15 protein-coding genes, 1 tRNA gene and 2 pseudogenes are annotated in these 21207 nt (G+C 62.5%); 8 read left to right on the top strand and 10 right to left on the bottom strand.

From position 1 onward, the window contains the following. Window positions 1-6: 6 nt before the first annotated feature. The 6 genes and pseudogenes from AB1402_00465 to AB1402_00440 form a co-directional block, all read right to left on the bottom strand. The gene (locus AB1402_00465) at window positions 7-1476 is read right to left on the bottom strand and encodes a glycoside hydrolase family 130 protein (GenBank protein ID MEW6540075.1); all 1470 of its coding nucleotides are present in this window, start codon (window positions 1474-1476) and stop codon (window positions 7-9) included. Between the two features lie 33 nt (window positions 1477-1509). Next, window positions 1510-2922 (bottom strand): phosphomannomutase, encoded by a 1413-nt coding sequence (locus AB1402_00460; GenBank protein MEW6540074.1) that lies wholly within the window; start codon window positions 2920-2922, stop codon window positions 1510-1512. A gap of 171 nt (window positions 2923-3093) precedes the next feature. Beyond that, window positions 3094-3906 (bottom strand): annotated as a pseudogene (locus AB1402_00455) (mannose-1-phosphate guanylyltransferase). Window positions 3907-4086: 180 nt separating this feature from the next. Further along, window positions 4087-5112: a glycosyltransferase family 4 protein gene (locus tag AB1402_00450; GenBank protein ID MEW6540073.1), complete on the bottom strand. Its 1026-nt coding sequence runs from the start codon at window positions 5110-5112 to the stop codon at window positions 4087-4089. Between the two features lie 218 nt (window positions 5113-5330). Continuing rightward, a complete protein-coding gene (locus AB1402_00445) occupies window positions 5331-6521 on the bottom strand; it encodes a cation:proton antiporter (protein MEW6540072.1) in 1191 nt (396 codons plus the stop codon). A 3-nt stretch (window positions 6522-6524) separates the two neighbouring features. Continuing rightward, window positions 6525-7016 carry a TrkA C-terminal domain-containing protein gene (locus AB1402_00440; protein ID MEW6540071.1) on the bottom strand — a complete coding sequence of 164 codons (492 nt, stop codon included), beginning with the start codon at window positions 7014-7016 and terminating at the stop codon, window positions 6525-6527. 353 nt (window positions 7017-7369) lie between these two features. On the opposite strand from AB1402_00440, the gene AB1402_00435 reads away from it, so the two are divergent. After that, entirely contained in the window at window positions 7370-8149 is a 780-nt protein-coding gene (locus tag AB1402_00435; GenBank protein MEW6540070.1) for a sulfide-dependent adenosine diphosphate thiazole synthase, read from the top strand. A gap of 115 nt (window positions 8150-8264) precedes the next feature. Beyond that, window positions 8265-8350 (top strand) — tRNA-Leu (locus AB1402_00430). A 78-nt stretch (window positions 8351-8428) separates the two neighbouring features. On the opposite strand, the gene AB1402_00425 is transcribed toward AB1402_00430, so the two are convergent. After that, complete coding sequence (locus AB1402_00425; GenBank protein ID MEW6540069.1) at window positions 8429-9493, bottom strand: hypothetical protein; 1065 nt, start codon at window positions 9491-9493, stop codon at window positions 8429-8431. Between the two features lie 291 nt (window positions 9494-9784). On the opposite strand from AB1402_00425, the gene AB1402_00420 reads away from it, so the two are divergent. Continuing rightward, a complete protein-coding gene (locus AB1402_00420) occupies window positions 9785-11452 on the top strand; it encodes an AarF/UbiB family protein (GenBank protein MEW6540068.1) in 1668 nt (555 codons plus the stop codon). Between the two features lie 56 nt (window positions 11453-11508). On the opposite strand, the gene AB1402_00415 is transcribed toward AB1402_00420, so the two are convergent. Continuing rightward, complete coding sequence (locus tag AB1402_00415; protein MEW6540067.1) at window positions 11509-13146, bottom strand: methyl-accepting chemotaxis protein; 1638 nt, start codon at window positions 13144-13146, stop codon at window positions 11509-11511. 219 nt (window positions 13147-13365) lie between these two features. On the opposite strand from AB1402_00415, the gene AB1402_00410 reads away from it, so the two are divergent. Next, window positions 13366-13530 carry a hypothetical protein gene (locus AB1402_00410; protein MEW6540066.1) on the top strand — a complete coding sequence of 55 codons (165 nt, stop codon included), beginning with the start codon at window positions 13366-13368 and terminating at the stop codon, window positions 13528-13530. 169 nt (window positions 13531-13699) lie between these two features. Here AB1402_00410 and AB1402_00405 read toward each other — a convergent pair whose 3' ends face one another. Continuing rightward, a complete protein-coding gene (locus AB1402_00405) occupies window positions 13700-14638 on the bottom strand; it encodes an LD-carboxypeptidase (GenBank protein MEW6540065.1) in 939 nt (312 codons plus the stop codon). 313 nt (window positions 14639-14951) lie between these two features. Here AB1402_00405 and AB1402_00400 point away from each other — a divergent pair, with 313 nt between their 5' ends. Continuing rightward, window positions 14952-15206, top strand: a complete 255-nt coding sequence (locus AB1402_00400; GenBank protein ID MEW6540064.1) for a hypothetical protein — start codon at window positions 14952-14954, stop codon at window positions 15204-15206. Here AB1402_00400 and AB1402_00395 read toward each other — a convergent pair. After that, window positions 15203-15931, bottom strand: a complete 729-nt coding sequence (locus tag AB1402_00395; GenBank protein MEW6540063.1) for a DUF5677 domain-containing protein — start codon at window positions 15929-15931, stop codon at window positions 15203-15205. The genes AB1402_00400 and AB1402_00395 overlap by 4 nt on opposite strands. A 231-nt stretch (window positions 15932-16162) precedes the next feature. Here AB1402_00395 and treS point away from each other — a divergent pair. The 3 genes and pseudogenes from treS to AB1402_00380 all read left to right on the top strand — a co-directional run bounded on the left by treS (window position 16163) and on the right by AB1402_00380 (window position 21197). Beyond that, window positions 16163-17794 (top strand): annotated as a pseudogene (treS, locus tag AB1402_00390) (maltose alpha-D-glucosyltransferase). A 150-nt stretch (window positions 17795-17944) separates the two neighbouring features. Continuing rightward, entirely contained in the window at window positions 17945-20380 is a 2436-nt protein-coding gene (locus AB1402_00385) for a DUF3536 domain-containing protein (GenBank protein MEW6540062.1), read from the top strand. Between the two features lie 127 nt (window positions 20381-20507). Further along, on the top strand, window positions 20508-21197 hold the full coding sequence (locus AB1402_00380) for a DUF554 domain-containing protein (GenBank protein MEW6540061.1): 690 nt from the start codon (window positions 20508-20510) through the stop codon (window positions 21195-21197). Window positions 21198-21207 lie beyond the last annotated feature (10 nt).

Genomic DNA, 21207 nt, shown 5'->3' with positions numbered 1-21207 from the left:
CGGGGCCTACGACAGGCTCTGCAGCAACATGTCCAGCGGGACCGTGGCGATCCCGGACGCCCAGTCGGACATGGCGTAGGCAATGACCAGTTCGTCGCGGTGCACCACCGCCCCGCAGGTGTAAACCACGTTCGGCACGTAACCCTCCCGTTCGTATTCGTTCGGGCTCAAGATCGGCTCGGACGCGCGCCCGATGAGCCTGGAGGGGTCGTCTAAATCCAGAAGGTCCACCCCCAGGCAGTACTTGCGCATCGGCCCCACCCCGTGGGTCAGCACCAACCACCCGGCCGGTGTTTCGATCGGCGAACCCCCGTTGCCGATCTGGACGAACTCCCAGGGACTGACCGGACCGCGGATGAGTTCGTCTGTGTCCCAAGCGTACAGCGAGTCCGAGAAAGCGACGTAGTTGCTTTCATTGTCGCGCCGGCAGAGCATCGCGTACTTGCCGTGGACGCGGCGCGGGAAAAGCGCCATCCCCTTGTTTTGCGCGGCCTTGCCCGTCAGCGTGACCGACTTGAAGCTCAGGAAATCCTTGGTCTCCAAAAGCTTCGCGGTGATGGCGAACCCGTTGTAGCCGGTGTAGGTGGCGTAGTAGGTCACTTCGCCGTCGTCGTCGACAAAGCGTACCAGGCGCGCGTCCTCAATCCCCCGGCATTCGTTCTCCACCAGCGGGAAGAGGACCCGGCCCGAAATGCGGGTGCCGTGCGGAAAACGCACCCGGTAGCAGGACTGCTGCAGCCACTGCAGGACGTCGTCCAGTTCGAAACGGAGGCGTTTCGGCAGGGTGCGCTCCGTTTCAAACCGCTCCTTCAAGGCCCCGACTTCCCCCAGGCTGAACTCCTCAGGCAGCTCATCAACGAACTTCTCCACCTCCTTGCTGAAGGCCCCCCTCTGGACGAGCCGCGCCCGCAAGAGGCTTTTGCTGAAGGTTTCGCACGGCAGCCATTCCGGGGTCTCCAGGAACGGGCTGATCGGGCGGGTCTTGATCTGGTAGTCGCTGGTGATCACGCAACTCCTGAATTCCAGCGAGGAGATGTGCCCCTCGCCCACGCAGCGGTAGGTCAGGAGGTAGCGGGCCTCGCCTTGCCGCAGGCCGCTCTGGTCGGGGTGCCAGACGATGGACGGGTTTAAGACCCCCGCGGACTGGATCGAGTACTCGCTGGTGAAGTACGCCCCCAGCAGCTGCCGCCGCGCTTCCGAAAGCGGCCCGCCCTCCGGGACCAAATGGGAAACGGCCCGGTAGTTATCCTCCAAAACCGCCTGAAAACGCCGGTGGCGGTGGGCGAACTCGTCGATCACCTGGCCCAGTAAAACAGAGACATCCTCCTCGGAGAGGGTCAACACGCGGCCGATGATCCGGCGCACCCGCTCCTCGTTACCCGGAATAAAAAGCTTGGTGATCACCCGCGAAGCATCGGCTTGCCTGATTTCGGCCCTCCGGGTGGCCACCACGCAAAGTGCGCCTCGCTGCACCATTTTTTTTACCGCCTTTTCGAAGATGATTGCTTCCTAACCTTGGCCGTCCATTTCCGCCAGGATCTCCGCGGTCTTTTGCCGCAAGAGCGCCTCATCGGCGCGTGTCTCCACGTTCAGCCGGACCACGGGCTCGGTGTTCGACATGCGCAGGTTGAAGCGCCACTTAAAAAACTCCAGGCTGATACCGTCGGTTTCGTCCACTTGCAGCGCTCCAGGCTCGTATTTGGCTCTTACCCGGGCGATCACCGCGGCCGGGTCGGCGACCGACCGGTTGATTTCCCCGCTGATCGGGAAAAGCCGCCTCCGCTCACCCACCAACTCCGAAAGCGGCTTTCCGGTCCGGCTCATGATCTCCAGCACCAAGAGCCAGGGGATCATCCCGCTGTCGCAGTAGGCGAAATCGCGGAAGTAGTGGTGAGCCGACATCTCGCCCCCGTACACGGCGTCTTCGGCGCGCATGCGCTCCTTGATGAACGCGTGCCCGGTCTTGTTCAGCACGGGCACGCCGCCCGCCTGGCGGACTATTTCTATGGTATTCCAGGTCAGCCGCGGGTCGTGAATAATCTTCGCTCCGGGGTGCAGCGCCAACTGGTGTGCGGCCAGGAGCCCGACGATGTAGTAACCCTCGACGAAGACCCCCTTTTCGTCAAAGAGGAAGCAGCGGTCAAAGTCGCCGTCCCAGGCGATGCCGATGTCCGCCCCCTCTTGCAATACTGCTTCGGCCGTGACCAGGCGGTTCTCCGGCAAAAGCGGGTTCGGCACGCCGTTGGGGAAGGTGCCGTCGGGTGCAAAGAAGCACTTCTTAAACCGGAAGGGCAGGTGCGGCTCAAGGGCGTCGATCACCAGCCCGGCCCCGCCGTTGCCGGCGTTGCACACCACCTTGAAGGGCTTCAGGGCAAAGCGGTCCACGTACCGCAAGAGGTGGGCGACGTAGCGGTCCATGCTCCCCACCCGGGTCACCGTCCCCGGGCGGGCGGGCGCTGGAAGACCGGCTGCCTGGCCGCCGGCGGCGAGCAGCGCCTCCATCTCCCGCAGCCCGGAATCGCCGCTCACCGGCCGGGCCTCCTTCCGGACCAGTTTCATGCCGTTATAGTCCACCGGGTTGTGGCTGGCGGTGACCATTATGCCGCCGTCGACCCCCAGGTCGAAGGTGGCGAAGTAGACCTGCTCGGTGCCGCAAAGGCCGATATCCAGCACGTCCACCCCACTGTCGGTCAGGCCCATGATGAGCGCCCGGCTTAAAGGCGGGCTGGAGAGGCGCACGTCGTGTCCCACCACCACCCGCTCCGGCCGGAACAGGGCCGTGAAAGCCTGCCCGACGGCGTAGGCGATGTCCTCGTTCAAGTCGTCCGGGACCCGGCCCCGGAGGTCGTACGCCTTAAAGCACGCCGTGCGTTTTCTTGGTTCCGCCAACTCCTTCAACTCCTCGGCCCGCTCCCGGGGCATGACCAGGGTTTCTTTCCCGGCCCGGACCACAATCAGGTCCCGCACGCCGATCAGGCTGACGGTCTCGGAGGGATCTTCGCAGAAGACGATGTTCGACCCCGCGTCCCGCGACCGTACCCGGCCCCGGCAGGCGTTGCCGGACGTGTCTTTATCCAAGAAAGGCTCCAGCGCGGTCCACCCGCCCACGTCACTCCAGGAAAACGCCGCCGCCACGGCCCGCACGTTTTCCGCTTTTTCCATCACCCCATAGTCGATGGAGACCGCGGGCAGCAGGGGGAACAGGCGCCGCAGCCCGTCGGTCCAGTCTTCGGCGCCGTCGAGCGCGGCCAAGGGCTCGAGCACCCCCAGGTGCCCGGGCAGGTGTTGTCGCAGCGCCTCCAGGATGGTGCCGGCCGTCCAGACGAAGATACCGCTGTTCCAAAGGAACCGGCCGCTTTCCAGGTAGGCCCGGGCCGTTTCGGCGTCCGGCTTCTCCTTGAACCGCAGCAGCCGGTAGTGCGCCACGCCGCCGTCGTCGAGGACCTTTTCCCCGCGCTCCAGGTAGCCGTAACCGGTCGCCGGGTGGGCCGGCGGGATGCCGAACGTGTACAGGGCCTTTTCCTTCCGGGCGGCGGCCATGGCCGAGGCCAGCACCCGCCGGAACTCGTCCACCGGGTGGATGACGTGGTCGGCGGGCAGCACCGCCATTACCGGGTCGCCGAAGCGCCGACGGCACAAAAGGGCGGCCAGCGCCACCGCGCCGGCCGTGTCCCGCCGCGCCGGTTCGCCGATGACGTTCGCTTCCGGAATCTCGGGCAGGTGGGTGCGTACCAGGGGTGCAAACCGCTCGTTGGTGAGCACCAGGGTGTGCTCCGGCGCCACGAAGGCCGCCAGGCGGTCGTAGGTCTGCTGCAGGAGTGAACGCTCCCCGAAAAGCTGCAGGAATTGCTTGGGTCGGTCTTCCCTGCTCAACGGCCAGAACCGGGCGCCCACCCCCCCGGCCATGATCACCGCCACGGGAAACTGCCTTTGCTCCAAAGCCGTCATCTCTTGTCTCTCCTTAAAAGTCTTTCTTTCCCGGCCCGCCCCGCTTCACACGGAACACGATCCGGAGCATGCCAATCAGTAGAAGTCCTTTTTTTCTCCGGCACGGCGCGCTTCACACGGCCTGGGGCTTGCCTCGCTTCACACGGCCCGCAGCCCGCCCCGCACCACCTGTCTGTATACCCGCAGGTAATCGTCCACCATGCGGCCCACGGAAAAGCGCCGCTCGACTTCGCGGCGGCAGCAAGCCCGGTCGATTGAACGCACCTTCTCCACCGCGGCGGCCGCCTCCTCTACGCCGGAGACCAAAAACCCGGTTTCCCCCTCGTTGATCAACTCGGGCATGCTGCCGCGGTCAAAGGCCACCACCGGGGTGCCGCAGGCCAGGGCTTCCACCACGGAAAGCCCGAACGGTTCGTCAAAACCGATGGGGTGCAGCAGGGCATACGCCCCGCCCAGCAGCCGGTCCCGCGCGAGCGGCCCGACGCTGCCGACGTATTCCACCCGGTCGCCGTCCAGGTGCGGCTCCACTTCTCTTTCGTAGTACTCCCGGTCCTGGATGATCCCGGCGAGCACCAGGCGCCGTCCCGTCCGCCGCGCGATTTGGACGGCGGCGTGCGTACCCTTGTCCGGGTGGATCCGCCCGAAGAAGAGCAGGTATTCCCCGGGCCGGTCACGGAAGGTGAACTCGCCGAGGTCAATCCCGTGGTGCACGGTGGCGATGTAATCCAACTCCGGGGAACGGTCCGCCCGGCTGATGGAAACGTAGTGAACCCGGCCGTTGTACTTTTTGTATACGGGCAGGATGGCCGGCGACGAGAAGCCGTGGATGGTGGCGACCACCGGGGTTTTCACCAGTCCGCTGTAGCTCAGGGGCAGGAAGTCGAAGTGGTTGTGAATCAGGTCGAACTCGGCGGCCGCCTCAAAGACGGCGGCGATGTGCAGGCACTCCCAGACCTTGGCGTTAACGGAAGGGTCCTCGGCGTAGCCCGCCTTGCAGACCGCCCGCAGCCGGCCGCGCGTGAGAGAGTCAGCGGTGGCGAAAAGCGTTACGTCCACGCCTCGGGCCGCCAGCCCCTCGGTCAAAAGCGAAACCACTCTCTCCCAGGGCCCGTAATGGCGCGGCGGCGTTCTCCAGGCAATCGGCGCCAGCATGGCGACACGCATGATCGGCCTCCCCAAAACCCACCGGAAGCCTAATGGCCGGTGACCGCACTTGATCCCGATATGTTACGATTGTATCATACGCGGCGGATGAAGCCAACTGCTCACCGCCGCAAGCATGATGGAAGCCGGGCATTGTTCCACCGGCGGCCGTTAACTTGGAAAGCCTGATTGGGGAAAGTGAGAAAAGGGTCGACACCTTTTTCTCCTTGAATTCTTCCCTAAGGCGTCTTGCCCGCCTTGATCTCCGGCCCCGGTTTACCGGCAAAGAACCGGTCGTTGACCCACCGGGCCCACTTCGGGGCCTTGCTGAACATATAGATCCCGGCAAAGGCGGTGAACAGGATGTAGACGCCGCTGAAGGCCCGCAACTGCGGCGGCGCCAGGGCGGCGATAATGGCGGAAAATTCTCCCCTCTGCCCCAGGGACAGGCCGGCGCGGACAGACGCCCGCGGGCTCAGGCCGTAAATCCTGCCGCCGTAAAAGCCCACCAGCACCTTGGCGACCAGGGACCAGACGGCCAGCACGGCCAACAGTTCGGCCATGGGAATGCTCTCGGCGAGGGAGATGGTGGTGCCGAACCAGAAAAAGAAGAACGGCAAGGTGACGTGGCGCACCGGCACAACCAGGTGCTCCAGCTCCTTGGACCGCCCCGTTTCCGACAGCATCACCCCGGCCAGGAAGGCGCCCAGCACTTCGGACAGGCCGAGCCACACGGCCAGTCCCGCGTAGGCGAAGGCGATGCCGATCGTGAACAGGGGCATGAAGTCCGCTTCCAGGTAGCGTTCCACGAAGGCGCTGAGTCTGCGGAAACCATACAGGGCGATCAGAATCGCCCCCCCGGTAGTGACCAGGATTTTCACCAGCAAGACTCCCATGTTCAGGAAGGAAATCTCCGCCCCCGAGTACACACCGGCGAGAAAGGACACCAGGACCGGCGCCACCAGGTCTTCAAAGATCAGCAGCGCCAGGATGAATTCGGCCTCGGGACTCGCCAGCCGCTTCTTTTCCTCCAGCATTTTGAGGGTGATGGATGAGCTGGTGGCGTAGGCCACCGCCCCGATCAGGAGGGCGGTGACCAGGTTTAAGCCAAAAAGGAGGGCGATCAACAGGCCGACCCCCAGGTTCAGGACGACGTCCAGCAACCCGGCCGGCCATACCCGGATGGAAACGTCCTTCATCCGCTGCAGCGGGAACTGCAGGCCGAGGATGAAGAACAGCAGCACGATGCCAATTTCGGCGAGGTAGTGCAGCGTTGCGCCGTTTTCCCCCAGCCATCCGGCGAGCGCGATACCCAGAAGAATGAACCCCAGGACCGAGGGCAACTTCAGCTTGCGGGAAGCGAAACCAAGAGCAAAAAAAAGGATCAGCGTTATGCCCCCGGCCAGCAAAAAGGGCCAACTTTCGGGCATAAGCTATCCCACCTGTCCTTTGCACAAAGACTCCAGCGCCTTGATCTGTTCCCTCTTGCCAACCGCCATAATGACGTCTCCGGGAAGCAACATCTCCTGGATGTCGGGGCTGCCGATCATCCGGTCCTGGCGCTGGATGGCGATGATGGTCGCCCCCGTGAGGGTCCTGACCCGGGCTTCCTTGATATTCTTGTTGGCGACCGCGCAGCCGGGCTTCACCTTGATCCATTCCACCAGCAAGGTCTTCATGAGCAGTTCCATCCGGTCTTCGCTGACCGGCTGGTAGTCGGCGCCCAGCAAAATCGCGCCCACTTTGCGGGCTTCCTCGTCGTTCAAATCCAAGGTCATTACCGGCTCATCGTCGTCGGGATCATTCATGAAATAAATTTCCCGGCGCCCCGTGAGGTGGATGATGATCACAAATACCTGCCCCTCGGCTGAACAGAACGTGTACTTTTTTCCGATGCCCGGCAAATCCACGCTTTGGATTTTCAACGGTTACTCCTCCGTTTGAGAATCTCTTCCGTATCAAAACCATACTTCTCTCGGAAGTGCTGCGGCTGCGATTCGCCTTGGCCGGGAGCATGCCTGCTTGTGGCTGCGTCTCGGCCACCACGCGCTGGTTCCACTCCCAGGGTATCATGATTCCACGGAAATTGCATTCTCCCGATTATGATTTCACACCGCAAGCCTGCCCTGGTCTTTGACGGCGGTCCAAAAAACCGGGCCGCGTTTGACGGGCAACATCGGAGTACGCGGCAGGATTTGCAGTGATGACCGCGTATTTTATAGAGAGAATAAAACCATATATATGAGCATCTAACTAATGTTTTTAGGGGGTTGTATTTATGAAGCTTGACGAGACGGTCATTTCCCGGGCGATTATCGAAAGCTATACAGAAAGGCTGCTTTCCTGCCTGGAAGTGGACGTGGAAATCGCCGGCGGAGGTCCGTCGGGGCTGGCCGCCGCCTGCTATTTGGCCCGGGCCGGGCTCAAGACCACGGTTTACGAGCGCAAGCTGAGCGTCGGCGGCGGGATGTGGGGCGGCGCCGCGATGATGAACGAGATCGTGTTTCAGGAATCCGCCCGTCCCGTGTTCGAAGAGTTCGGGATTGCGATCAGGAAGTACCGGGACAACTACTACACGGCCTCGTCGGTGGAATGCGTCGCCGCGCTCACCCTGGGGGCGTGCCGGGCCGGAGCGAACATCATGAATCTTATGACCGTGGAGGACGTGGTGCTGATAGACAACCGGGTGTCCGGCCTCGTGCTGAACTGGAGCGCGGTCGGGATCAGCAGGCTGCACGTGGACCCCCTCGCCACCCGGTCACGGTTCGTGGTGGACGCCACCGGCCACGACATGTCGGTGGTCGGAGTCCTGGCGCAGAAAGCCGGAGTTCAGCTCGACACCACGACCGGCCGGATCTTGGGCGAAAAACCGATGTGGGCCGACCTGGGCGAGGCGCAGATCATGGAGAACACCGGCGAGGTATTCCCCGGCCTGTACGTGGCCGGAATGGCCGCCAACGCCGTCCACGGCGGCTACCGGATGGGCGCCGTTTTCGGAGGCATGGTCCTTTCCGGAAAGCGGGTGGCGGAAATGATCATCGCACGATTGAGAGCCTAGTGCACCCGCCGGCCTCAAGAACAGGGGCATGCGTCAGCTCTGGTGCGCCTGCCAGGCGCATTGACAATGGCTGTCGTCCTGTGCTATCATAGGGTTTGTCGAAAGACACATCCGGGCGGCAGTGGCGGAATGGCAGACGCGCTAGACTCAGGATCTAGTGGGGGTTACCCCGTGGAGGTTCAACTCCTCTCTGCCGCACCAGAGAAATTAAGGCTTCCGAAAGCGGACGCCTTTTTTGTTTTATAGGGGGAAACATTGGCCCGTTCGTGTTGGGTTTGCCTAAGGGAGCAATTCGCGGTAGCGCTCCCTGACGAACGTGTAGGTTAGGCCGACCAGGAGGACGATGCCGACGATGCCCACGGCGGAATAGAGGTAGCGCACCAGGGATTGAAATCCCAGTTGGGACGCAAAAAGAGCCGCCGACCCGGCCAGGATGGCCGTGATGCGGAAACGGGTACTTTCCGCCGGTGCCAAACGGGCGGCAAACCCGTACAGCGCGCCCACGGCGGTGGTGTAGATGGCCGCCAGGAGCGCGAAGGAGTAAATGAAGCCGAAGAACGGAGAGATGATCGCCGCGACGAAGGCCATGGGGATGGGAAGGGCGCCGGCCTGGGGCACCGCCACGATGGCCAGGTTGATGGCCAGCATCCCGACACCGAGCCCGATCCCGCCCGCCAGTGCACCCTGGTTAAGGGCGCGCCCTCTTGCGGCGAGGGCCCCCAAAGGCGCCAGCACGGCCACGGCGATGACGATGTTGTAGGAAACGTAGGTCACCGCAGAAAGCGCCCAGTTCGGAACCGGGGCGTTCCAGGGCTGGTTCGCCGCCAGCAGCCCGGCGGCGGTGACCGGGTTGGCGGCGAGGGTCAACGCCACCACCCCGACGACCACAACCAGGAGGAGCGGAACCACAAAGCTCAGGGCCGACACCAGGGCCCTCAGGCCGAGGACAACGGTGGCGGCGCTGACCGCCACCATCGCCACGCTTCCCCAGACCGTCGGGAAACCGAACTGCTGGGCGAACACCGCGGCGGTACCGGCCGTCATCGCCGCAAAGGAGCCGAATAGAAAGAAGGTGGTCACGGCGTCGGCCAGGATGCTCAAGTGTTTCCCACCGCTGTGACGCAGCACCTCCAGGTGCGACTTGGCGTTGAGCCTTCTGCCCAGATCCAAGATCACCGCCCCGAAGAACACGAAAAGCATACTGGCCAGGATGATCGCCAAAATGGCGTTTGGGCCGAAGAACGTGAAGAACTGGAGCACTTCCTGGCCGGAGGCGAACCCCGCCCCGATCGTGACCCCGATGTAGGCGCTGGCGATCTGAAAGGCCCCCACTCTTTTTTTCATAACGTCAGTATTAGGTCCCCGCGCAAAGGATATTCGACGACTTCACCGAAGCGATTCCCAAGTCATACTGCATTTCCATTGCGATTCGGCAGGGCTGTTTTTGCCCGCCATAGATCTCTTGTCCACCCCGCGGGACTGCCCGTCCCCGGGCCGGAAAAGCCGTGACCGGCCCGGTGCCGCTTTATTTCACCGCCAAAAGCTGATAGGCTGTTTTAAGAGAAACTTGTCATCACGTTGTACTTTCCCGCAGTTTTTCGCCGCGTGGGGAAGGTGAAGGGGAGAGGTCCTGCAATGCTGCGCGACCGGGAGTCCATTAACCTGTCCCGTCAACCGCTGGTTGGACTGACCAGGCTCAACCGGATTATCTTCATTCTCGTTAAGTATGGGTTCCGCGACTTCGTGGACCGTTACAATCTGCCCGACCTCGGGCTCACCGGAAGAATCACCGGGATCAAGCGCGGCCTGACCGTTTACGAGCGCATCCGCCTCGTGCTGCAGGAACTGGGGGCCACGTTCATCAAGTTCGGCCAGGTGGCGAGTATGCGTCCCGACCTGGTTCCGGGTGAACTGATCGTGGAGTTGGAGAAACTGCAGGACTCGGTCCCGCCCGAGCCCCCGGGTGACGTGACCAATCGGCTCGTCGCCGACCTTGGGTCCCTGCAGGTGGTTTTCTCGGAGTTCGACGAGAAGCCGTTCGCCGCGGCCTCGCTGTCCCAGGTTCACCGCGCCGTGCTGCGTGAAACCGGGGAGAAAGTCGCCGTCAAGGTACGCCGCCCAAAGGCCTACAGCACCGTGCAAGCGGACCTGCGCATCCTGTCGTACCTGGCGAACATGCTGCACAACCGCTACCCCGACATGCGGCCCTACAACCTGCCGTCCCTGGTGGAGGAGTTGCGCCGCACCATCAACAACGAGTTGAACTTCTTGAAAGAGGCCGCCAACATCAAGATATTCCGCGCCACCATGGAGAAAAACGGACTGGTCACCGCACCTAAAGTCTACGATGCCTATACCACCCGCAAGGTGCTGACCACGGAGTTGATCGAAGGCGTGAAGGTGGGTGACTTCACCGGTGACCTGGTGCAGCGCCGGAGACTGGCGGAAGCCGGGTTTAACACCCAGGTGCGCCAGATCCTGCTGGACGGCTTTTTCCACGCCGATCCGCACGCCGGAAACGTGCTGATTACCCCGTCGGGGCAGTTGTGTCTGCTGGACTGGGGGATGGTGGGCCGGTTGACCTTTTCAATGCGGCAAAACATCGTGGATTTGCTGCAGGCCATCATCCAACGCGATGAGGAGCACCTGGCCGCCATCGCCCTGCACGCGTTCGGCGTCTACGGCGCCGCCAACACACCGCTTCTGCAGCGGGACATCAGGGAACTGCTGGACACCTTTTTCGCCGCCAACCTGCGCCACCGGAACGCCGGCCGCCTGCTTCTGGACTTCCTGGCCATTTTCCAGCAGCACCGCATTCCCATTCCGGCCCAGTACGCCTTCATGTCGAAGGCGTTCCTGACGATGGAGGGCTTGGGGCAGCAGATCTACCCGAACCTGGACACCGTGGCGCTCTTGAAGCCCTACCTTCGCGAATTGACTATCGAGCGGGGCAGCCCCTCGGAGGCGGCACGCAAGCTGAAAATTGAATGGTCCAACACCGTGCGGCTCTTTGAGAACTTCCCCCAGCGCCTGAACCGGATCATGGACCACATGGAGAAGGGCGAGGTCTTCGTCAAATTCGAGGGTACGGACCGGCTGGAGAAATCGCTGGCCAAATCCGCCAACCGTCTGACCATGGGCGTGGTGCTGGGCTCCATGATTCTGGGCTCCTCCGTCCTCATCAGCGCGGGCATCCCGCCGCTGATCCACGGCCATTCCGGCCTGGGGTTGACCGGCTTCGCCATCTCCGCCTTCGTAAGCCTATGCTTGTTGCTGGACATTTGGCGGGAGCGGAGACGCTGACGGCCCCCGCCCCAACCGGTTATCAAAACCAGCCAAAGCGCCCGCCCGCTTTTCGCCTATATCTTCAGCGCGGAGATGGCTTCCTGAAGTTCGTGAGCCGCGGAATCCAAGGTGGACGCCACTTCCCCGATATCGGCGATCAGGTCGCTCTGTTTCTCCACGCCCTCGCTGATGGCGTCCATATGCTGCATCACGTTCATGATGAAAATACTCACTTCCCGGAAGTGCTCCGACATCACCTGCACCGCCGAAACCACTTCGGGCAAGCTCTCGGCTACCTCCCGCGCCAGACCGTGGTTCTGGACGATAAATCCCCGCTCTTCCGCCAGCGCCCCGGCCACATCCTGGGCCGCGGCCCGCAGTTCGTCAACCAACCCCGATATCGCGGCCGCCGACGCCAGAGTCTGCTGGGAACGCTTTTCGGTTTCGGAAGCCAGGGCCAGGAAGGGTTCCGGCGGGCAAGGCGCGCAAGACTCCCCGGCCTCCGCGCCAGCCGGCCCGGCGCTCGTTCCGTCCGGTTTGTACATGTAGGCGGATTCTCTGGCCACCTCCCGGGCCAAGCTCCCGGCCTGGACGGCCAAATCCGTACTGAACCGCACCACCTTCCCGATGTCGTCGAGCCGCCCGATCATCTGCGTCACCGCCGAATTGGCCCGCTCGGCCACCATACTCGTGATGTCCATTTGCTTGCGCATTTTTCGGGCCGCCTCTTCCACCTCGACCGCCCGTGTCGACACCTTCCTGATCTTTTCCTCAACCGCCGAGGCGCTCCGGACGATGCCGGTGATCCGCACCGACAACTGTTCAACGGCTTCGATGGTTGCGGCCGCCGAAGCAGCGGCTTCCCCGGCGCCGGCCCTCAGTTCAACGGAGTGTTTGATCACGCTGTCGGTCGCCCGGCGCACCCGCTCAACGAGACGGCGGAAATGCCCGGTCATCCTGGCGAAGGACCTGGCCAGCCGACCGACCTCGTCGTGGGACAGGACCCCGGTGTCGCCGGCCCTGAGGTCACCGGTGCCAACCAACTCGGTTGCTTCCTCCAGCCGCCGCAACGGTTCGGCAATGGTCCGGGAGATGTACACCGCCGCTCCTATACCCAGGAACAGAGAGACACTCAGCATTATCGCCGTGAAGGCCGTGGTCAGGGACACCCACGCGGCGCTTTCGGCCACGGTGGCGTTCAAGAGCTTCTGTTGGAGGCTGATGAAATCCTGGCCCTGGGAGATCACCCGGCGGACGGTGCCCCGCTGCTGCACGGTCATTTCCTTGATTTGTGCCATTTTCTCCGCTTCCGTCAGGGTTGGGTCCTCACGAACCGCCAGTTGGGGATTGACGTACTGTTCATCAAAGCCCCGCACGGACTGCGACAAGGGCATGAACACGGCCCGCTCCGCATCCGTGGTGATTCGGCCCTCCAGCTCATCCAGGGCCTGTATCGTCCTGGCGCTCTGGTTCAGAAACTCGTCTTTCCATTCCGGGAGCCCGGTCAGGAAATAGGTGCGCATCATCAGCGCCTTGTACTCGAACGCCAGCAGGAGGTTTTGGGTCTCGTGCACGAGTTGCACACGGTTTTCAATCAGGTCGGTGTAGGTGGCGCTCATCTTGTGCATGTTGTACAGTGCGAAACCGCCGGTAAATACGCAGGCCACAAAGACGATGAGGTACCCGGTCAGGATTTTCTGTCTGATGTTCACACCCGGCACTTCCCTTCCGGCAGTATTGGCATTCGGATGGTGTGGAGACTAGAAAACGAGCTGCTTGACCATTTCCTTTGATTATATCATTGCCCGGCGATTTGAAAAGGGCTGCCGCTTGGCCAATAAACTGCGGGAGAGTGAGTACTTGCCCGCCGGCCGATGTCCGGAATATAATGTCTGTCAGAAGGCCCTTTCGGGAAACAGGAGTGAAGCAGTATGGAAGTTCTGGTTGCAGGACTGATTCTGGCCGCCGCCGTCCACCAGTTTTGGATGGGCCACAAGAAGGACAAAGCTGGTCAAGTCAAGGCCGGCCGGTTGCATATGCTCCTCTCGATCGCCCTCATCCTTGCCGGAATCTGGTATATTTCCCGGGTTCAATAAGGGGTTTTCACTTCCGGCGGCCGGATACCGGGCCGGCTTTTCAAATAAGGAGTACCTAAAAGTGACCGCGCGGGTGCGCAATGGCTACCTGGATGTCGGTGCAGGGCGCGATGATCGGTGCGCAATGGCTAAGTGAGCGGGGCCGGCCGGCCCTAACGCGCCGCCGGACCTAGCGCACCGCCGGCTCATTCAGGTGCAGAGTGTGACGGTCGGCGTCCATCGTGGCCGTCACTCCCAGGGGCAGCGTCGCCCGGTGGGTTCCGTGACCGATCGCCAGTCCGTAAAAGCAGGGGAGGCCAAGGTCCCCCAGCCGGTCCTTGAGGACGTGCGCCACACTGGAACCCTGCCCGCCCGGGCCGCTCCCGCAGTCCTCACATTCGCCGAAGATCACCCCGGCTGCCGCCGTCAACTTGCCGGCCAGACGGAGTTGGCTAAGCATCCGGTCCAACCGGTACGGGTTTTCTCCCACCTCTTCGAGAAAGAGAATCCGGCCGCGGGTTTCGATTTCAAACGGAGTCCCCAAAAGCGCAGTCACCAGGGTCAAATTGCCGCCGACCAACTCCCCCCTGGCTTGGCCGGGAGTGACGGTCACCGGCCGCGGCCCGTCCGGAGGGTTTGTGATCGGTCTGGGACCGGCGCCGGCCGTCAAAACTCTTAGAAACTGCTCCCGCGTAAAGGTGGACAACTGCTTCCCGAAGTCGGTCGACACCATCGGTCCGTGAAAGGTGACCAATCCGCAGCGCTTACGGATGGCCAGGTGCAACCCGGTAATGTCACTGAACCCCACCAGGATTTTGGGGTTTTTCCGGATCAAATCGTAGTCGATATCGTCCAGAAGCCGCATGGTGCCGTAACCGCCGCGGAGGCAGACTATCGCCCGCACCTCGGGCCGGGAAAACATCTCCATTAAATCGGCGGCCCGCTGGGCGTCCGAACCGGCCAGGTAGCCGGAGGCGGCAAGGGCATGCCGACCCACCGTGGTCCGGAAGCCCAGAGTGTGCAACGTTTGAAGCCCTTTGTCCAGCACGCCGTTGTCAAGCAACGGTCCGGCCGGGGCGACGATGCCGATCAGGTCATGCGGCTTGAGTCCGGGAGCCAATACTCTCACCCGCACACCACCCGCCTTGTTGTACTGCTACATTTCTACGCAGCCGGCCGCCAGGTAAACACCCCGGGTCTCCCGGCGGATGTGGGAGGTGCTGTGTTTGGCGTACATGCTGTGTTCGCCTTCCTTGTCGGAACCCAGGTCCGCGTGCCGGTTGTGCCGGTTGTGCCGACGTATAAGGAGTTATCCGCTTGGGGGTGGAAACATTAAACCTATCGTGCAAACATCCACACCAAACCGAAAAAGAAGAGGTTAGTGCCGGAGGATAATGGCAAGAGGAATTCCGGCTTCTGGATTCTCGCGGCCGCCGCAAACTATGTTGGCTGGGAAGGAGGTGGTCCTGCTGGCGCCGGTGCTGCTGGGCTTGGCTTTTCTGATCCTCGGGATACTTCAGATGCGCTTCCCGGCCCGGATTATTGAATCCAGGCGAGGGCACCGGGGGCGCGACCGGGTGTTCAGCCGGCCGGAACGGCTCGGTTGCCTGAACCTGACGGTCAGCTTTCTGATGCTCGGCACCGGGCTGGCCCTGATCTGGTGGGGCCTGACGGGGGGAACCCCGGCCCCGGTCTAGTGCGACAAGGCGGCCAGTCCCCGGCGCGTGTGCTCCAGGGTCTCGTCGAACGGCAGCTTGAAATGGCGGTTGACTTCATTCAGGATCAGCCGGAAACACTCGACGGCCAGAATCACCGACTGGGTGGCGTAGTCAAGGCTGGTCCCGCTTTGCACTCCGATGGTCCGGTTGTCTTTGGTGACCAGGAAGTGGTACACCCCGGCGACATTGCCGTGGGCGAGGTCGCTGGTGATTTTGTACAGGGTCTCGTGCAGCCCGTCCAGATTCAGGGTCCGCGCGAGTTGGCCGATGGAATGACCGCTCCAACTGTCGCCCCGCGGGTAGTTCTGTTTGACCCGCTCATATTCATGGATCAAGGTGTGCAGCGTATCGGAACCCTCGAGCTTGAGTGAGTCCGGGTAGTGCTCCTGCAGATACTGAAGGTACTTGAAGTTCCTGAAGTGCGCGTACTCCAGGAAGAGCTTGGCCAAACGGTCCGGATTGGTACTGATGTACAGGAGATTCACGGTATCCTCGTACAGCGTCCGCACCAGAATCAGTGATTGTTCTCCATACCCGTGTTCGGCCAGGAGCTTGACGGCGCGGAAGGTGCGGCGCGACCGGTTGAAAAAGAGTTGCAGCACCCGGTCGTAGTCCGAGGCCTCCTCGATGGGGATCTGCCCGATGTTCTCCGCCGCTTGGTCCAAGTCGTCGTACAATGTTGTCATCCGGTCCGTGATTTCCATGTCGATTTCGATGCCTCCCCCGTTGCTCTTGTTATTCTTACCCACTGCGGCCAAGCCGAATCAAACAATTACCTCCACCCTCGCCTTCGGGAGCCGGCAGGAATCCGTGCCTTGCGCAACGAACACAATAGAGTCCAGACCGATGTGTCTGGCCGATTTCTGTCATTAACTATTTCTTTTGGAAAGTGAGTGATAAGGCTTTTGGCGCTGGAAAAACCGAAGGCCGGCCCGGTGCGCGACCAAAACCCGCTCTGGTACAAGGACGCCATCCTGTACGCGCTTCACGTGCGGGCCTTTTTCGACAGCTCCGGCGACGGCACTGGTGACTTCCGGGGGCTGGCGGAGAAGCTTGACTACATCCAGGACCTGGGGGTGACCGCGGTCTGGCTGTTGCCCTTCTACCCTTCCCCCTTGAAGGACGACGGCTACGACATCGTCGGCTACACGGCCGTCCACCCGTCGTACGGAACGCTCGCGGACTTCAAGTTCTTCGTCCGGGAGGCCCACCGCCGTGGTTTGCGCGTCGTCACCGAACTGGTGTGCAATCACACCTCGGACCAGCACCCCTGGTTCCAGCGCGCCCGTCGGGCGAAGGCGGGCAGTGCGTGGCGCGATTTCTACGTCTGGAGCGACACTCCGGAGAAATACCGGGAAGCGCGGATCATCTTCAAGGACTTCGAGACTTCGAACTGGTCTTGGGACCCGGTGGCCGGCGCCTATTACTGGCACCGGTTCTACGCGCACCAGCCGGACCTGAACTACAACAACCCCAAGGTCCGGAAAGCCATTTTCAAGGTGCTCGACTTCTGGCTGGGAATCGGGGTGGACGGGCTGCGCCTGGACGCCGTGCCCTACCTGTACGAGGAGGACGGCACAACTTGCGAGAACCTGCCGGAAACCCACGCCTTCTTGAAGGAGTTGCGCCGCCACGTCGACGGGCGCTTTGGAAACCGCATGCTCCTGGCCGAGGCCAACCAGTGGCCCGAGCAAATCGTCGCCTACCTGGGGGACGAGTGCCACATGGCCTTTCATTTTCCCCTGATGCCGCGCCTCTTCATGGCGCTTGGCATGGAGGACCGTTTTCCGGTCGTGGACATCCTGGCGCAAACGCCCCCGATCGCGGAGACCTGCCAGTGGGCGCTCTTCCTGCGCAACCACGACGAGCTGACCCTGGAGATGGTCACCGATGAGGAACGGGACTACATGTACCGCGTCTACGCGCCCGACCCCCGGATGCGGATCAACCTCGGCATCCGCCGGCGCCTGGCCCCGCTGCTCGGAAACCACCGCCGGCGCATCGAGCTGATAAACAGCCTGCTCTTTTCCCTGCCGGGAACCCCGGTCATCTACTACGGCGACGAGATCGGCATGGGCGACAACATCTACCTGGGCGACCGCAACGGGGTGCGCACGCCGATGCAGTGGAGTCCCGACCGCAACGCGGGATTTTCCAAAGCCAAGAGCCAGCAGTTGTACCTGCCGGTCATCGCCGATGCGGAGTATCACTACAAAGCGGTCAACGTCGAGACGCTTCAGAACAACCCGCATTCCCTGCTGTCGTGGATGAAGCGCCTGATCTCGCTGCGCAAGCGCCACAAGGCTTTCGGGCGGGGCAGCCTGGAGTTCCTTGATCCCGAAAACCGCAAGGTGCTGGCTTATTTGCGCCGTTACGAGGACGAACTGATCCTGGTGATCGCCAACCTCTCCCGCCTCGTGCAGGGTGTGGAGCTTGACCTCGCCGCCCACCGGGGCATGATCCCGGTCGAAATGTTCGGCCGCACGGAGTTTCCCCCGGTTGATGAGCAGCCGTACTTTTTCACCCTGGGCCCGCACACCTTTTACTGGTTCTCTCTGGAGCCCCGGAGTCCTCAGGCGAGGATTTCGTGATCATCGGCTTCGCGGGCACGGACGACGGGACGCACCACGATTTTTGCCTCTTGAACGGGCATAATAGGGCCTATACCGGCCTCCCCGATTCCGAATTTTTGGTTCATCCAGTTTGGGTGTGTGACGATGAAGGCGAAACGGTACATTTGCATCCACGGACACTTCTACCAGCCGCCGCGGGAAAACCCGTGGCTGGAGGCCATCGACATCCAGGAATCGGCCCAGCCCTACCACGACTGGAACGAACGGATCACGCACGAGTGCTACGCCCCCAATGCCGCCTCCCGCATTTTGGACCAGGACGGCCGGATCAGGGAGATCGTAAACAACTACTCCCGGATCAGCTTCAACTTCGGGCCCACCCTGCTGGCCTGGCTGGAAACCGGGGCGCCCGACGTTTACCGGGCGGTGCTCGAGGCCGACCGGGACAGCCGGCGGTTCTTTTCCGGCCACGGCTCGGCGCTCGCCCAGCCTTACAGCCACCCCATTCTGCCCCTGGCCGGCCGCCGGGACAAAGAGACCCAGGTGGTCTGGGGAATCCGTGATTTCGAGCACCGTTTCGGCCGGAAGCCGGCCGGGATGTGGCTGCCTGAGACCGCCGTGGACCTGGAGACCCTTGACGTGCTGGCGGAGCACGGGATCAAGTTCACCATTTTGGCCCCGCACCAGGCCCGGCAGGTTAGGCCGATCGGCGCCGGGCACTGGGAAACGGTCGGACCGGACACTGTTGACCCTTCAAGGCCCTACCGGCTGAACCTGGACACGGGCCGCTCCATAGACCTGTTTTTCTACGATGCCGTCATCGCCCGCAGCGTAGCCTTTGAGGGGCTGCTTTCCAACGGGGAGCAATTCGCCGACCGGCTGCAGCACGGTTTCGACCGCTCCCGCGACCGCCCCCAACTGGTGCACATCGCCACCGACGGTGAAAGCTACGGCCACCACCACCGGCACGGAGATATGGCTTTGGCTTTCGCGCTGCGGCGGATTGAGGCCACCGGCACGGCCCGGCTCACCAACTACTCCGAATACCTGGCCCTGCACCCCCCGGCCTACGAGGTGGAAATCGCCGAGAACACCTCCTGGAGCTGTGCTCACGGCATCGAGCGCTGGCGGGACGACTGCGGCTGCCACAGCGGGGCGAGGCCCGCCTGGAACCAGGCCTGGCGCCGACCCCTGCGGGAGGCGCTGGACTGGCTTGCGGACACATTGGCCCCCCGTTACGAAGAAGAAGCGCAAACCTTCTTCAAGCATCCCTGGCACGCGCGGAACGGATACATCGGGGTGATTCTGGACCGTTCACCGGAGAACATCGGGCGGTTCCTGGCGGAACATGGTGTGCGCTTGTTTGACGAGACAGAGTCGGTAACCGCGCTGAAGCTCCTGGAGATGCAACGGCACATCTTGCTGATGGGCACAAGCTGCGGCTGGTTTTTTGACGACCTCGCGGAACTCCAGACGGTACAGTCGTTGCGGTATGCCGGCCGCGTGATTCAGCTTGCCCGGGAACTCTTTGACGAAGACTTCGAATCCCCCTTCCTGGAGATCATCGGCCGGGCCCAGAGCAACGTGTCCGAATACCGTAACGGGGCCCACCTGTACGAGCAACACGTCCGGCCGGCAATGGTGAACCTGCCGCAAGTGGGGGCGCACTACGCCATCAGCTCGCTGTTCGAAGACTATGCGCCGCACTCCCGCATTTACTGCTACCGTGTGGAACGCCTGGACCACAATAGCCTCTCGTCCGGGAGAATCAGGCTGACCGTGGGGCAGGCCCGGGTGACCTCCGAGGTTACCCGGGAAAGCACCGCCTTGAGCTATGGAGTGCTGCATTTCGGCGACCACAACCTGAACGCCGGCGTCCGGGCCTACCGGGACGAGGACGCCTACCGGACGATGGTGCAGGCAGTTACGACGGCGTTCGAGGGAGGATCCATTCCCGAAGTGATCCGCCGGCTTGACCGGTACTTTGAGGGGATACCCTACTCGCTGAAGCTTTTGTTCCCGGACGAGCAAAGAAAGATCCTCGAACAGATCTTGGCGCCCACGCTGGCGGACCTGGAAGCGAACTACCGCCATATTTACGAGCACCACGCCTCGCTGATGCGGTTCCTGGGGGCGCTGGGCATCCCGCAACCCAAGGCCTTGCGCACCGCGGCCGAGTTCGTGCTGAACACCGACCTGCGCCGCGCCTTCGCCGACGAAGAGTTCAGCCTGAAGCGGATTGCCGTCCTCCTGGACCAGGCCGCGGACTGCGCCGTCCCGCTCGACTCCGCCGGGCTTGACTACGTGCTGGAGCAAACGGTGGAGCGGATGGCCGGGCGGCTTCAAGCGGAGCCCCACGACCTCGACACCCTCACCGGCCTGAACGCCGCCGTGGGCCTGGCCCGCTCCCTGCCTTTCACGGTCGACCTCTGGAAAGTGCAGAACATCTACTACGAACTTTTGCAGCGCGTCTACGGCGAGTTTGAGAGGCGGGCCGCGGCCGGAGACGACCGGGCCCGGGTTTGGAACGAGCACTTCTCCGCCCTTGGCGACAAACTCCGGATGCGCCGGGGCGCCTGATCGGCTATAATGGACCGAACGAACAAAAAGGGGGGCAGTCCCCCTTTTTCAGCGATGTCTAGCAGGCTATAATCTATATATTGCAGAAGGGGCTCGGCTCCTTTTTCGGAATGGAGCAACGAATCATTTGATTGGAACAATTGTCAATGCCGCCGCCATCTGTACCGGCGCCCTGCTTGGCGTGGCCCTGAAACGGGGGATTCCCGACCGGATCAAGGACACGGTGGTTCAGGGTCTGGGACTCGCAGTCATCCTCATCGGTCTGAACATGGCTTTGGAAACCCAAAACCCGCTCATCGTCATCGCCAGCCTGGTGCTCGGCGGGCTCGTCGGCGGAATCCTGGACATCGACGGTTGGATCAACCGCCTGGGCCGGCGCCTGGAAAAGCTGGTAGGGGGCCAAAACGGCGGCGAAATCGGCCGTGCCTTTGTGACCTCCACCATCCTATTCTGCGTGGGCGCCATGGCGATAATGGGCGCGATCGAAGACGGCCTGACCGGCCGGCCGACCACGCTGTACGCCAAAGCGATGCTGGACGGGATCGCCTCCGTGATCATGGCCTCGACCCTGGGTATCGGAGTCATTTTTTCGGCCGTGCCGGTCCTGATCTACCAGGGGGGCATCACCCTGGGGGCCGTCTGGGCCGCCGGCTTCATGAGCCCCTGGGTGGTGGCCGAACTCACCGCCTCCGGAGGACTCGTGATCCTGGGCATCGGATTGAACATCCTGGGAGTGACCAACATCCGCGTCGCCAACCTCCTCCCGGCGGTTTTCGTAGCCACGGGTATTGTGGTGCTCCTCGAACGGCTGGCTTGAGCAATTTCCT

Source organism: Bacillota bacterium (genome assembly GCA_040757205.1).
Lineage (GTDB): Bacteria > Bacillota > Desulfotomaculia > Desulfotomaculales > Desulforudaceae > Desulforudis.
This window is presented reverse-complemented; position numbering and strand designations above follow the sequence as displayed.